Origin of the sequence: Bartonella sp. AU16XJBT, assembly GCF_028618665.1 — a bacterium.
In the GTDB taxonomy this organism is placed as follows: domain Bacteria; phylum Pseudomonadota; class Alphaproteobacteria; order Rhizobiales; family Rhizobiaceae; genus Bartonella.
Window position 1 is genome coordinate 23,976 of record NZ_JAQITF010000012.1, and the last position, 15,759, is coordinate 39,734.

The 15,759-nt window shown below is 36.3% G+C and carries 8 protein-coding genes; 4 read left to right on the forward strand and 4 right to left on the reverse strand.

The window, feature by feature from the left end:
• Positions 1 to 46: 46 nt before the first annotated feature.
• Positions 47 to 2,476: an autotransporter outer membrane beta-barrel domain-containing protein gene (locus PVV66_RS07250; protein WP_338070267.1), complete on the forward strand. Its 2,430-nt coding sequence runs from the start codon at positions 47 to 49 to the stop codon at positions 2,474 to 2,476.
• A 171-nt stretch (positions 2,477 to 2,647) separates the two neighbouring features.
• Positions 2,648 to 5,917: an autotransporter outer membrane beta-barrel domain-containing protein gene (locus PVV66_RS07255; protein WP_273719118.1), complete on the forward strand. Its 3,270-nt coding sequence runs from the start codon at positions 2,648 to 2,650 to the stop codon at positions 5,915 to 5,917.
• A 1,195-nt stretch (positions 5,918 to 7,112) separates the two neighbouring features.
• On the opposite strand, the gene PVV66_RS07260 is transcribed toward PVV66_RS07255, so the two are convergent.
• The 3 genes from PVV66_RS07260 to PVV66_RS07270 are packed head-to-tail and all read right to left on the reverse strand — an operon-like array spanning position 7,113 to position 9,892.
• Positions 7,113 to 8,084: a WD40 repeat domain-containing protein gene (locus PVV66_RS07260; protein WP_273719119.1), complete on the reverse strand. Its 972-nt coding sequence runs from the start codon at positions 8,082 to 8,084 to the stop codon at positions 7,113 to 7,115.
• Between the two features lie 11 nt (positions 8,085 to 8,095).
• A complete protein-coding gene (locus tag PVV66_RS07265) occupies positions 8,096 to 9,127 on the reverse strand; it encodes a GTP-binding protein (RefSeq protein ID WP_273719120.1) in 1,032 nt (343 codons plus the stop codon).
• A gap of 21 nt (positions 9,128 to 9,148) precedes the next feature.
• A complete protein-coding gene (locus tag PVV66_RS07270) occupies positions 9,149 to 9,892 on the reverse strand; it encodes a creatininase family protein (RefSeq protein ID WP_273719121.1) in 744 nt (247 codons plus the stop codon).
• 1,783 nt (positions 9,893 to 11,675) lie between these two features.
• On the opposite strand from PVV66_RS07270, the gene PVV66_RS07275 reads away from it, so the two are divergent.
• Positions 11,676 to 11,888: a hypothetical protein gene (locus PVV66_RS07275; protein WP_273719122.1), complete on the forward strand. Its 213-nt coding sequence runs from the start codon at positions 11,676 to 11,678 to the stop codon at positions 11,886 to 11,888.
• Positions 11,889 to 12,978: 1,090 nt separating this feature from the next.
• Positions 12,979 to 13,335: a hypothetical protein gene (locus PVV66_RS07280; RefSeq protein WP_273719123.1), complete on the forward strand. Its 357-nt coding sequence runs from the start codon at positions 12,979 to 12,981 to the stop codon at positions 13,333 to 13,335.
• 1,058 nt (positions 13,336 to 14,393) lie between these two features.
• Here PVV66_RS07280 and PVV66_RS07285 read toward each other — a convergent pair.
• Positions 14,394 to 15,722: an NAD(P)H-dependent oxidoreductase gene (locus PVV66_RS07285; protein ID WP_273719124.1), complete on the reverse strand. Its 1,329-nt coding sequence runs from the start codon at positions 15,720 to 15,722 to the stop codon at positions 14,394 to 14,396.
• Between the last annotated feature and the right edge of the window lie 37 nt (positions 15,723 to 15,759).

Genomic DNA, 15,759 nt, shown 5'->3' on the forward strand with positions numbered 1-15,759 from the left:
CGAGTGACGTTCGTTTAGATACTGCTGATAGCGATTTTCTGATGTTTTGAAGGTAAAGAAATGGTCAGGGAAGCATGAAGGTGGCGAAAAAGGAAGTTTGAAGATTTATGGGATTTTGGCGTTAAAAAACACTGGTACAATTTCGTCAGAAGTGTTTGCACAGGAAAAAATGAAGATTGTTTTAGATAAGGTGTCCGTTACTGGAAGTGGTGAGAACACGATCAATAATAAAAATATAAGCGCCTATAATAATGGCTTTAATCAGGCCGTTTTGGGCGTAAAGAAAGGCGTCTCCCTTGTCGTTAAGGATGGTAAGATTAATGTTTCAAATATTGATGGTCTCGTGATGGAGGGCAAGGAGGGCGTTTTCATTCCTGGTGGCACGGTGCGATATGGCGTGTTGGATAGTCAATCTTTATCTGATTCATGGGATTGGCATTATTCTGGCGTTGTTTTTGAGAATTCAGATATTACTCTTCATGGGCGTGAAACTTGTGGGCTTTATTTAAAAGGAAATTTCTCACAAGAGGAATATATAGAAGCAGAGGCATTAGCTGCATTGGGGAGGATTCAGTTCAAGAAGACTAACTTTAATGTTCTTAATGATACAGCGATTTATATCGATGATGCCAAAAGATTTCTTTATATTACTATGTTAGAGGGGGGGCATCTTTTTGCTGATAGGTTCTTAGATGTTAATGCGAATGTAGCAGTTGAAACTGATGCGCCTTTTTTTGTAGGGGGAACACGCATTGATAAGAATTTTTATGTTGAAGTTGGGCTATTTAATCAGTCGCAATGGACGGTGACGTTAAGGAAAAATAATAAGTGGCATGCTTCATCTGTTTCCTTTGTAAAGGATATTGATTGTTCCATTTCCTTTCAGAGACCAAGAGATGGTCATTGTAAAACACTTCGCATTGGGAAATTGGATGATGATAATGGCTTAGATTATGCTTACGCTGGGAATGATTCACGCCTTTTTATCAATGCATCTCTTGCGACAACAGACAATCAAGTGAGAGGGATCGAGGCCGATAAAGTTTTAATCTATGATAATATTTATGGGAAAACGAAAGTTTCTATTATAGAAGTTTCAGGGAAAGAAAGGAGCCATAACAAAGCTACCCAAGGAGATAATAAAGGCGTTTCAATTATTCAGTTTTATGAAAAGGCAGAGGAAGATTCTTTTAAACTGGCTGCTGATTATGTCACTGTAAAAAGGATGCCTTATCGGTGTTGTCTTCGTGTTTATGGTTCAACGTCTTCTTTTAGACACGCAAAAGAGGAAAATAAATTAGCTAAAGGGCAATCGATAAAGAGGAATGAAGATTTTGAGGATTTTCGACTTGAATCTGAATATGTTCACAGTTTTTCTCATTGTCCTCATATTCAGTTGAAAAATGATGTGTCTCATTGCCGTGTGTCCCGTTCTTTAAGTACTCATGCTCATCATAATGATGAGCTAGCCGGTCATGATGCTTCTGCTCATTATCTTGAAGAGGGCGTTAAAGCTGTTATCTCACAAGTTCCAACCTATCTATTGATGCCGAATACTTTGTTGCAAATCAGTTTGACGGATGTGAACAATCATAACAAACAGTTGGAGACATCGCGTAGCGCTGCTGGGGCTTTGGAAGAAAATCGTAAAAGTCTGGCACTTTTTGTGCGAGGTTATGGTGGAAGTTACCGTTATGTTTCTGATCTATTTGCGCTTGAATATGGTTATGGGGGAAATTTGAATGATAATGCTATAGAGGCAAGCGTGTTGCTCAATGCGATTGAGGATACACATCATACTGTAAGCTTTGGAATAATGGGGAACTATGGGAAAATTTCTCTACAACCTCACGATGTTGAAGAAAGCAAAAAAAGTACATTTGATAAATGGTCTATTACAGCATACGGCAGCATGCAGCATGATACAGGCTTTTATATAGATGGTCTTTTTTCCTATAGTTTATTTAAAGGGGATGTTCAGACAAAAGCAAGAGGCAAGACAACAACATTGAAGGGAGCACCTTTGAGTGTTTCAGTGATTGCGGGTAATTCATTTATGAGCAGACATAAGGGGCTTATTTTTGATCCGCAGGTTCAGGTCGTTTATCAAAATTTGCGATTTGATAGGGCGTCTGATATCGATGGTTTTGATGTTGAAATGGGAAAACTTGATCAGTGGGTAATGCGTGTTGATGGGCGTTTCAGCAAGACGCTTGCTGCTTTTGAAGAAGGACAAGTTGTTTCTTTCAGTGGAAAACTTTATCTTACCAATAATTTCGGAGGAAAACAACGTGTGCAATTTGGAGATGAATTCCAATTAGAGGCTTTTGGTTCTTCTCTAGAAACTGGAATGGGGTTGAATGCTCAGTTGTCTTCAAACTTTGCATTACATGGGGATGTAACTTATCAGCATCGTCTTAGCAAAGCTGGTTTTTCAGGGATGATTTTTTCAGGCGGTTTACGCTATCATTTTTAGGTGCCTATGAAATATAGAGTAATTTTTACATAAGTTATAGAGTGTTGTGTGAAGTATAAAATGGATATTTAAGTTTTATACTTCTTACCTTTTGTGTGTTTGATTTAGCGTTATTGCGAGTATTTTTTATTTTTAAGTAAAGGGGGAGAAGGGAAAATTGGGAATAAAGTTATGGTTAATGTATTAAGGGATTATAGATTTTTATTTATCACAACGGCTATTGTTTCTTTTTTGCCAATCGTAAGTGTTAATGCAAATTCTAATAATTTTGCAACCTCCTGTGATCCAGACGCTCAATTTTATAAATGCAATGATGGTAAAAAACACACGATTAAAAATAAAACTTATCATTTAAAATATTCTCAAGAATATGTTTCTAGTTCTACTCCTATTTCAGCTCTATATGTAGAAAAAGCAGGTACAGTTGTTGATGCATCTCAGATAACAGTTACGGGTGATAACTCAGATGAAATATTCGGATATGGTGCATCTGTAAAAGAGGGTGCTCGTCTTAATTTAACAAATTCAAATTTTAAGAATGTACCTGCTCTTCATGCTGGAAATGCGGTTATTCAAATGATAGATGGGACTATTACGGAAGTTTCTCACGCTATTTATGCATTGGGAAAAGGAACCGATATTGCTTTAGTGCGTGTCAATATTGAAACTACACCAAAAGAATTGAATGGTGTAGATATAGGTCTGATTAGTAGTTTTGGTTCAAAGATTAGGCTGTCAGGGAGTACCGTTACTTTTAATGGGAAAGGCGCATTTTCATCATTTTATGGGGGAGAGTATAGTTTCGATAGTTCTGTCATTAAGGGCAAAGGAAAACAAGAAACTGTTATCATTGGTGAGAAAAGTGTCAATAAATTACCAGAAGCTTTTGATATATCTCAAGATGGTTTTGTTCAATTGAATAATAGTTCTATTGAACTTAGTGATATGCATGGCTTTTTGGTTAAAAATTTTTCAGATGATGAGGATAATAAAGGCAAGTTGTTGTGGCAAGGACTTAATTCAGCTGATGAGTTTAAGAAGACGAATATTAAGATTAAAAAATCCAATATTTCTGTTCAGGGTAAGGGAGCCTATGGTCTGTATTTTTATGGGTTAAATCCAGAAGATGTATGGGGCAATATGTACAATGGTTATAGAGCGCTTTCGCGAGCAAAGAAAGTTGCTCCGGGAAAGGCATTTGTTCATTTGTCAGAGACAAATTTTGCGGTTCCGGATGGTATTGCCATTTATAGTGTCGGAAAACATGTTTATAGAGCCCAAGCTAAGGTTAGATTAGAAAAGACAAGAATCTCCGGTGATTTGTTGTTAAAAGCTGAAAATAATTCTTATCTTCTCGTTGAAGCAAATTCCTCTACACTTACAGGAGATGCTTGTACCGAGGATACCTCTGATATTTATTTGGATTTAAAGAATGGTTCTAAATGGTACCTTATCAAAAGCAAATATCAAGATTCTCAGGAAACAGATGCTATAGTTTCATCGCTTTCAGGTATTTCTCTTGAGGATAGTACAATTGTTTTTGATCACTATCAATCCCCTGGTTATCAAACGCTGCAAATTAGAAAAAAAAGTGATAGAGATGCAGTCATGTCAGACCAAGAAGACTATGGATATAGTGCAAAGGGTAATACTCAGATTAAGATGAGCACATTTATGAATAATGATGGTTCATTTGATCCTCAACAAACGGATCGCATTTTGATCTACGGGAATGTTTTTGGAACCACACTCATTGGGATGGAAAAACTTTCCAAAACCTCAGAAAAAGAAGCTGGCAATAAAGGGGGGCAAAGTATTTCACTTGTTCAAGTTGCTGGGACGGCAGAGGAAAGTTCTTTTAAGTTAGCCAATAGTTATACTACGGTGAATGGATTTCCTTATCAATATAAACTTCGTGGCTATGGTCCAAATTCTTCTTCTGGAAATGCAGATCCAGAGAATAGATTGGTTGCAGGGGAAGGGGATTTTTGGGATTTTCGTCTTGAAAGTGTTTACATTAGTCCTGAATTAGATCCTTCTGAAACTGCTTCTAAACCCACATCTACAGTTTTACCCCCTCAATCTGAAGCAGAAAAGATCCCTTCTGAACGACCAACAGAGACTATTTTGCCTGAAAAACCTCCTTCTGTTGAGCCTCCGCTTATACCATCTACACCTTCTTTGCCTGAAGGATCTGAACCGTCTGAAACATTTATCTCTACGGATTCTGTTGTTCCTCCTTCTGTACCTGTTGAGCCAAAGCCTTCTGAGTTTCCCTCTGTACCAACTGTTCCAGAGAAGCCTTCTACTGATGAGGTTTTGCCATCTGAGCCATCTGTTCCGGTAGCTCCTTCATCTACGGATTCTGAACCTGTTGCTCCTCCTCCTGAACCAGTTGAGCCAAAGCCTTCTAAACCTTCTGCTCCTTCATCTGATCTTCCTGTGTCCTTTGATGTGCAGCCTGAACAAGGAATTAGAGCTGTTGTTCCTCAATTAGCAACGTATCTCCTTTTGCCCAATGCCTTATTCCATGCTGGTTTGATGGATATGACTATGCAAAATAAGAGGTTGGAGACAATGCGGGGTGCTTTTCATTCTTTTGGGAGAGATGATGAAAACACAGCCTTTTTTCTGCGTGCTTATGGGGGAAGCCATCATTATGCTTCCAATTTATCTGCTTTTGAATACGGCTATGATGCTGAGCTGGATTATAATGCATTTCAAGCAGGTGTTTTGTTAAAAGAGATTGAGAGTTTATATATGCGTACATTCTTTGGGGCTTTGGGAAACTATGGAAACCTTTCTCTACACCCTCAGAATGTTGAACAAAGCAAAAAAAGTGCCTTTAATAAATGGTCTGTTGGGGCTTATGGAAGTCTACAGCATGATACGGGTTTTTATATTGACGGGGTGTTATCCTATGGTTTTTTTAAGGGAGATGTTTTGACCCTTGCACGGGATAAGGTTTTGGCGTTAAAGGGAAAACAGTTGAGCGGCTCTTTAACGAGTGGCAGAACGTTTGCAATAGGCTATAAGGGTATTGTTTTTGATCCACAGGTTCAGGTTATTTATCAGCATCTTCGGTTTCATCAGGCGTATGATGTTGATGATATTGATGTTGATTTGGGAAAATTTCATCAATGGGCGGGGCGTGTTGGTGGGCGTTTAAGCAAGACGCTTGGAGTTGTGGAAGAGGGACGAGAGGTTTCTTTTTATAGTAAGCTTTCTTATTTGCATAATTTTGAAGATAAGCAATTTGTTTCTTTTAAAGATGATTTTCAGTTAGGTTCTTTTGGTTCTTCTTTGGAAGCAGGACTTGGGTTTAATGCGCGTCTTTCTTCAAAACTTTCCCTTCATGGGGATGTCACTTATCAGCATAGGCTTAAGAAAATTGGTTTTTCTGGAGCGAGTTTCTCTGCGGGATTGCGTTACCTTTTTTGAAAAAGTGGTCCATTGTGTATTTTTATATGAAAGGCAGAAAGATTTTCTGCCTTTCATATCTTAGAATTTATTTTCCTTCATCAATATGGTTATTTTTTAAACATAAAAGGTTACAATAAATGATTTTTTTGACTTATAGGTTGAAGATACACAAGTTGTTTTCTTCTATGCGATGAGGAATTTTTCTACAATTTTTGATGTATGATATGGAGACAGATTTTATTGTGAATATGAGAATTTTTCATACTGAATGCTTTGTTACGTAATCTTTCAAAAGAAGCGGTGTTGATGGTTGTTTTGTTAATATAAAGTGGACGAGGGTGTGTTTTAGGTGTTTTTCTTAAGAGTGGTTATGGTTATTTTTGTTCGTTTCTTTATTAATTTTATAGATCACACGTTTTAATTTTGTGGTTTTTATACATTGTTTTGAATTTTGTTTTAGAGAAAAAAATATAAACTGTATTCACGTTTATAACCGTCAATATGTATATTTTTTGTTTTCTGTTTTAGGATGTTTACTTGAGAATTTTAGAGAAATATTTGTCTTGTTAGAAAAGACAGAGAGAGTTTAAGGTCAAACTATAATAAAAAAATTAAAGTATGCTTTATCGTGTTTTTAAGTTTTTTTTCTTTTTTGCAAATGATAGATGCCAAGAGAAATTTTGATAAGATATAGAGTATTTGTTATTGCTCTAATAAGTGGGTGTCATCATTCTATTTTTTAGGATTCCAATATTGCAGTGATTTTAGCATTTGAAAGTATTCATAATTGGTTGATTCAATATAAACAGATTGGAACCGAGAGAATTTTATGATTTGAAGGACTTTCATTCCTACGTGTAAAACGATGAACACCCTTTATTAAACCAATTTGATATGTCTAGAAAAGAAACCGGATTGTCGATCAGAACAGGTAGGGAATTTTATTTTTTGAGGTATCAAGCGGCGGTCAAAAAAATTTTATTAAAAAAATAGTGTCGAGTTTTCTTCTTTTTATCGTAGGAATAAAGAGGCCTTTTCTTGTCTAAAGGGAGCCGCTAGCAAGGTGGAAGGCTTTATGATTATAAAGACTTTGGGGATTTGGGGGGAGGGTGTTTGCAACTTCTGTGAGTTCTAGAGATGTGTGGAGGTTAAGATTTCTAGAGGATTGCGTGGGTATTTTTATCGGGGATGGTTGTGCTTGTTGGTGTTTGGCTTAATCAGTGATATTAATTATACCACATTCACCATTTTCACTGCCGAAGGTGAGGATCTGCCCTGTTTGATCCCAGTTGAGTGCTGAAATAGCGCTTTTTCCATACCTTTTTAAAAGAACTTCTTTTCCATCACGAAAATGTGCTGCTAAAATCATTCCATCATTGAAGCCTATGGCTACAATTTCTTCGCTTGGATGGCATGAAACGGTGCTAACAAGGGCATTTGCTCGTGTTCCAAGTTCTAGGGGTGTTTTTCCCATGGGGCCGTCTTTTGTATGAAAGGGCCAAACAATTGCAGCAGAAGCACCTGATGTTGCGAGCCATTTTCCTTTTGCACTCCAAGACCAGCTTTTGACTTTACTTGGGTAGCCACTCATCCGTAAATGTTGATGATCGCTAAGACGCCAGCCGTGCAAGGCGTTTTCTTGCATCGTGGAAATGACATAGCGGTTGTCTGGTGAAAAGGTGACACCACAATGAGCGCCTTTCCATACCAATCTAGTGGGAGATGTTTGCGTTGAGAGCCAATGAAGCGTCACGCCATTATAATGGGCAACGGCAAGTCGTAAACCTTTTGGGGCAAAAGCCAGACCTTCTACACTACGCTCATATGTGAGCTCTTGTTGTTCTTTTCCAACATGCACAAATGCGAGACGTGAGACGGAAAAGGCAAAAGCTTTTTGGGGACCAAAAGCAACGTTATTTATCCATTTGCGTTCTTTTTGACTGAGTAGTTCTGTGTGACCATCTGCTCTTGTTTGACAGACTTTTCCATCTTCTCCCCCTGTGATGATCGCGGTATTATCATGGGAAAAATGACTTGAAATTATTCCTTGGTGAATTTCAAAGGTTTGTGGGGTTGGGGTTAAAAAAACAATCAAACCTTCCACGGAAACAAAGGCTGGTTTATTGCCTATAAAACCACAGGAAAGGCAGTAACTTTGGAGATCATAATGGGTTATGTTTGACATTGTCACTCATTTTATGCGCAATTTTCAAAATCAGTTTTTAATTTTTCGCCATCAAGAGAGCGGCCGATAAAAACAAGGCGGCTTTCTCGTTTTTCATCCTCACGCCATGGGCGTTGGTGTTGTCCCTCAACAAGCATATGAATACCTTGAATGACATAACGATCATCATCTCCTTGAAAGGCAAGGATGCCTTTAAGACGCAAGATATCAGGTCCTTGTTGTTGCGTAACCTGTTGGATCCAAGGGAAAAACTTTTCTGGTTGCAGGGCACCTGTTTTTAAACTAACAGAAGTGACGGTAATATCATGAATGTTGGATGTGTGATGATGATGGTCATGATGGCAATCGGGACCACACACATGATCTCCATGTTGATCTGTATGCTCGTGATCAAGAAAATGAGGCTCATGGTCTAAAGCACGTTGGAGATCAAAGAAACCACGATTGAGGAGTTTATCAAGAGGAATATTGGTGCGCTGTGTTGTATAGAGTATGGCGCGAGGATTAATGGCAAGAATAAGAGATTCAGCATGCGCACGTTCTTGTGCTGTGACGAGATCAATCTTATTTAAAAGAACGATGTCTGCAAAAGCAATTTGCTCTTCAACTTCACGACTTTTTTGCAGTTGAGAGGGCAAATGCTTTGCATCAACGACAGCTATGACACTATCGAGAGCTGTTTTTTCATGGACAGTATCATCCATGAAAAAGGTTTGTGCTACGGGAATGGGATCAGCAAGTCCTGTTGTTTCTATAATAATCGCATCAAATCGATGAGAACGTTGCATCAGACTTTCCAGAATGCGAATGAGATCGCCCCGCACAGTGCAGCAAACACAGCCGTTATTCATTTCATAAATTTCTTCATCTGATTCAATGATCAGGTCATTATCAATCCCAATTTCACCAAATTCATTGACAATGACGGCATAACGTTTGCCATGATTTTCACTGAGAATGCGGTTGAGAAGGGTGGTTTTTCCTGCACCAAGATAGCCCGTGAGAACCGTAACAGGAAGTTTTTTTGGGGGGGATGTTTCCATAAGGGGACCTTTTATTGTTCTTTATTGCCATGTGTTTATGTTAAATCGCTTGATATCATCAAGTAAATCACGAAGCTGAGATAGAACATGAGAAAAGATTGCTTCACCGGCTTGTGGTGTCGCTTTGCTTGCATCTCCTACTGCACCTTGCGTGTTTAGATCACGCATTGTCCAGCCAAAGGCATGGGGACCATAAGCGCGTAAATAGCGATAATTGGCAATCATATCCGCTTGTTTATTGTGAAAGTTTGCTGCCTTTTCCATATGGACTTTTTCTGGAGCTAAATAGAGCATGAGAGAGGTTTCAATAAAACCTCCATGGATATCAAGATGCTGTTGAGAAGGCTCTATCAGACCTTTTGGCAAACCAAAACGGCTCCAGCTTGTTGCGACAGCGAGCATGGAAAGGCGCTTTCGTAATTCGGTGATAACAATGTTCATTAAAGGTGAATTGCCTCCGTGAGCATTGAGAATAAGAAGACGTTTGATCCCTTTGTGATAGCAGTTTTCACCAATCTTTATCCAGCGTTTAATCGCATCAGAAAAGGTAAGGGTCTGTGTCCCTGTAACATCCATATGTTCTATAGAATAGCCAATTTTTTCAACCGGTAAAAGTGCGATATGATATTGCTCTTTTGTTTGTAAAGTGAGGGCTTTTGCAAAAGCTTCAGCAATAATCCAGTCGGTTTCAAAGGGAAGGTGCTCTCCGTGATATTCGTGTGCGCCCAAAGGTAAAAGAGCGAGAAAAGGCGTGTTAGATACCATAAATTATTGCCCAAAAGAGAAGTTAACACAGACAAAGTGATCAAAGGTGCTGTCACTATTTAATCTATCTATATGAGAAACGCAAATAGTGTATTTTTACATCCCATAGGGATATTCTAAAAATGAGAACTTTATTAAAAATAGTGAAGGTTTTATTGAGAAAAGCTAACACAGTTTTGATGGAATATGTGGCGCCTCTCTAAAGATCGGTATCTTTTGTAAGCGTTTTTGATGCGTCTTTTTGTTTTTGATAAGTAAGTATTTAGGAAATTTAAATAATTCATATCATGGAATGAAAAATATTTCTTTCATTATCTCTTAAAAAGGTAAGTTTAGATGAAGTTGGATATTCTTCTTTCTGCTATGGAGCGAGGATAACCAAAGCGTTTGTGTTGTAGCAAAGGCTACGAGGATACAGACTTTGGTTTCAATCAGGATTCTTACGTTTCTTAATTCAAGTTTGCATCAACATCTTACAAAAGAATAGAAATGGTTGTTGACTCATTTTACTTTGAATAATGTCTTAACAGATTTTAGTATTCATGAGAAAAATGAATGTCATGAGAAGAATTTATGTGAGATGAAATCGCATAATGACAATATATTGATTTGTAAAGAGTGTTTGTTTTTTCATGTTGCATGAGAGTCTCGAATATCATAAAATTTTCTTATCCCAAGCTTGTTTCATGTTGAGGCAATAAAATCATGCCTCTTGTACATCACAAGCGGATTAGCTGTGTGGGCGGATTAGCTATGTGACGTGAAACTGTATAAGAAAGACTTGCCTCTTATGAACCATTTCAAGTGCCAAGGGCTGGTTTGCAATATTGGGTGCTGGCAAAGTGTGTGATGGTGCTGGCTTGCTCTTTTATTAAGCGTCAAGATGGTGGCGCTCAGTGAATTTACAGTTATACCATTTTATGCGCAGCGTCACGAAATTCTAGAAAGCTTAATGAGCTTATAAGATGATAAAGAAGAAACACCGTTGAAACCATGATAAACAGAACCCCATCGTGTTGCACATCGCTTGTTTTAAAGAAAACATCAGGTATCCAAGCTTATTTTGCGGCGTTGCACGTCGAATGATATAATGGTAAATTCATATAATAACAAAACTGTTGTACACTATCATCTTTATACTTGTTGAAGTAAAAAGGGGGCACTACCATACACTTGGTCAATTTCCGATTTTTACAACAGCATTCGGCTCTTTAAATATCCCATAAGTGCTATTTTTTTCTTTAAGTTTTTCGCCCTACACACCACTCTTGCTTGTAATCTGTAAGCAAATAAATTTCATTGATTCAATATAAACAGCATTAAGATTAAGGGGGGATTTATAATGGTCAGGTCTTTCATTCAACATGCAAAACAATGCATCATGACTATAAATACAGTAGGTTGCTTTTAAGATGAGTGGTTGATAAATTGATTATTTAATATCGGTTTTCAAGGGCATATTTTTTTAAGTTGTTTATTTTGAAGCTGGTCCTTCAAAAACGTGATTTTTTCATAGGTTGCTTTATCACTTTTCTTTCAAATATTTGATCAATCTTTTTATTAAAATTTTAATGACACTTGCATCAAATATATAATATATTAATTGTATGTATAAAAATACATTATTAGACAAATAATTTTTATAACTTGTATTATTATTTTACTTTTTTATTTAAAGAAAAATAGGATAATATGAAATTATGTTTAAAATATTTAAAAATAATTTTTATTTCTATATTTTTATAGCGTTCATTCTTTTTTTGCACAAGGTGCAGAAAGGCATATGAATATTGCTAAAGAGTTCTTTCAAAGAGAATTATTCTTTATTAATGAAGAAGAAAATATAGTGACTCGAAATATAGATAGGGCTGTGATCTATCCTATTGAGGAAAAAAATCAGCTAACTTTTATGAAAGTGAAGCAGGAAAGTTGTTTTTCAGTATTTTGGGGGATTATCTCATTTTTCATGACACTCTTAGTATTTGGTTTTAGGTAGTTTTCTAGCGCTCTCGTGTTGCTTATAATGTTTTTGTAAAGTTAATAGGTTGTCTTATTTTATAAATGCATTTTGTTAATTTTGAAAAGTTTTCAATGCTTTATGCTGTATGAGATAGGAGGCTGAGTGACCTTTTTGAAGATACTATAGTGTGTTTTATATATTAATAAAAGTTGAAAATCATTTCCTTCACGTCTTTTCTGTTTGGAAATAGAGATCTTGATAGCTCTTTTACAATTTATAACCGTTTTGTTAAAAAATAGTACACACTTTTAAGGCTTATTTATGGAGATATATTTGTGTTAGGTCGCTGTTTTTACTTGCTAGAAATTTTATTTCTCGACAACCGATAGCGAACTTGCGCCGTATCGATGCGTAATATAATAAAAGATATTCGAAGCGCTATTCCAGCTTTCTTTTATCTTAATAATAGACAAGTATTATTAATATAAGAGATAAATATTATTATGTTGTCATTTTTAAAGTTTATACTGTTTTAAAATTTATTGTCATTTCAAAGCATTTATAGAAGTTTTATTATATAATTTTCCAAATGAAAATTTACTTTTTAAATCTTTATTTTGATGTGAAAGTTGATGAATTTTTATTATTTTGAAGTAGAGAGATAGAAATTACAAAATATTGCTGGTCTTCTTTTAATTTAATAGCATTAATGATCAATGATTCTATTGTAAAAGGAAGAAATTATTTTTGATATTCATGAATCTTTTTAAAATTTTAGGTAATGATAATAGAATAGAGATGAGCGATACATTTTACTTTAATAAGTTTTTTTGTAATGTGAGGCGATGCTCTATGGTGTTCAATATGTTTTATAATCATTTGATTTTAAAATAAATTTTCTTAAGTAGTCCGTTCAGACATTTTTTAGTATTGTTATTATTATTTTGAATTCATCAGGTTTATTTTTAACATTTAAATTATGTTGTTTTATGTCTTTACATGTAATACATAATGTATTATATTTATCGTAAATTTATATATAATATATCATATTGTATTATATATTTTTATATATATGAATATTCTTTTACTTTTACAGTGAAGAAAAAGAGGAGCAAATAAAGCTATGTTTAAAATATTTAAAAATCGTGTATGTTCATTTACTTTTACACTATTTATTCTGTTTTTTGTACAAATTATAGAGGGGAATGCAAGTTTTGTAAAAAATCAATTTCAAGAGAGAATGGCAGTTACTGTTTCTACAGAAGACAACAATGCAGTTATTAAAGCTGCGGATAGAGCTGTTATTTATGGCGTTGAGAAACAAGATGGCGTTTCTTTTGGGAAAGTTGAAAAAGTTTCTGCATTTTCAGGTTCAGCCTTTTGGGGTGGGATAGGCATTTTATCACTTCTTGCTTCTTTATGGGGTGGAGATATATTGGGGACTGTTGTATCTCTTTTAGGAATATTTTCTACACTTTAGTAGAAGACTCATCGACACAGTCGATGAGTTTTTTATTCTCACTTCATTGTTTTGAAAAAATCAATATTTGGAGTAGTATATGCTGTATTGGATGGGAAATCACTATTCTTAATACTTAACATATCTTTTTGGGTGTTATTAAAGTTCAACGCCCGACAATTGATGTTTTTTCTTTTCAAAGTGGTGTAACCTGATTTTTTTAAGTCTATGGTTATTTCCTCGTCATAACACTTGCACCCTCTTTATCAGCCTTTTAATATTGTTTTGCTGTTCTTATATAAAGGCTATTCATCAAAGGTATATTTATCCTTTTTACAATGTTTTTATAGGGTAAAATAAGAAGAGATAAAATAAAAAATATTTCTGTATTTTTTCTTAGAATATAAGTGACTGATGAAATTTATTGTTATAAATCAATATATTAAATTAAAAATAACTTATTGCTTTATAAATATTCATCATTTCAAGTCTGTTCATGTTGAATTCATCAAAAGCATTTTTTGCCTATCACAAGGTGCATTCGTGTATGGATAAAAACTCTTTAAGAAAAGAGTAAAAATTCTTTCATTATTCATCTCTAAGGCTCAAGGGCTATCGTAGTATTGGGAATTGGAAAATAAAATTATGATGCCGTTTTGTATTTTTATAGCGTAAAGATATCGATACATAATAAATTTTATATTATTTCATGGAGAGTTTTTATAGTATTTACAGGCTTTCTTGTGAGAGAGAGGTGCTGATGTGCGGTGTTGGAAAATGTTTTTATTAAAACAGACACTTGAATTTGCAATACAAGTTTATTCTGGGTTGTTCTGTTGCTTAAAGGGAAGGATGCTGTTAAGTAAGGTGATAAGGAGGGAATACATGAGCGGGAGGAGCGGGCAAGCATAAGGTCTTGTTTGATATAAAGATTTTCAATTCATGTAATCTTCACGAAGGAAGTATTCTTAATCCAGAATGCGTTTATTTTTTACGCGTTACTCTCATATAGAAAAGAAACGTTGTTCCTTATAAATCAATGGATTTTTATATTAGGGTAAGGAGAGGATATTTATAGCTTAGCCAAGAGAAGGACAATGAAGTAAAAGGTCTTGTTTGGCACGAAGACGTGCAATCCATTGATCTTCACGAATAGCCGTATTGTGTACTGTAATGAGTTCATTTTTTTTAATTTCAGCTGTTACTGTTGCTTTTTCTAAAAGACCACAAGGAATGGCTTGGCGAGCGCGTGCTTCTGCAATATTCATGATCCAAGCGCGATAACTATAAAGACCGATAAAATCTAACTGATCGCCGGGGTGTAAATCTTTTTTAGCAACAGCACAGACTTCTACCACTGGGTGGCTAAGGGGAACCATATCTTTTTTGCCGTAAAGCATAACGCGTGCGCAGGTGAGGGGAACTTCCATAGCTGTTAAATGATAGGGGCGGTGAAAGGTGAAATAAGGTCCCTGACCAATTTTTAAATCTTCCATACGTTCGCGTAAACGTGGATGTGTTATTTCTGCAATGACAAAGACACCTGGGGAGACACCTTGACCTATTGAATAATCCACCACACCATATTGCTGCAAAATGCCCCCATCTTGTTTAGGGATAAGGACTTTGTTTAAATCTTGCAGCGCCGCTTGGGGGCCGTGCATTCCTGGGCAATCGGGGAGAAGCCCAGTGGCATTGGCAATTGCTGCCATTTCAACCATTGTTTTGGAACCATCAATAAATTCAACCAACATACGCACATTCATATTACGGCGGAGAGCTTCTTCTTCGTAAGCATCAGGTGTGGCATCAAAGAGGAGAGGATTATTTTTTCCCTTTCCTGCTGCAACAATTTTATGCCCAAGAGCTGAAACAAACTCAATGAGTTCCATGCAGGAAGTAGGTTCATCACCAGCACCAAGGGTATAAATAAGGCCTCGTTTTTCTGCCTCATGTTTCAGATACACACCAATCGTAACATCGGCTTCCACATTCATCATGACAAGATGTTTGTTGTTTTCAAGCGCTTTAAAACCAATTTCAGCTCCTGCTTCAGGATAACCTGTTGCATCAACGATAATGTCAATTTGTTCATGGCGCAAAACAAGGTCAATATCGTCTGTGGCTGCAATCAAACCTTTTTCAACGCTTTGCGTGAGGGCATGAGCATTTTCAACTTCACAGACATGTCCTTCTTCACCATAGGCGAGTGTTGCAGCATCAAAAATACGCGATGGTGTCCTCGTGGCTACGGCGGCGACTGTTATACCCTCCATATGCGCAACACTTGATAATAAATCTGTGCCCATTTCACCACAGCCAATCAGTCCAATACGGATGGGGGGATGGTTTTCTGCACGTTGCTTCAAATCATGCGCTAAACCTGTTAGGTTCACATTGCTCGCCATTCTTTTTTCCCATTTGAAAACTATTTTACTAAAAGAG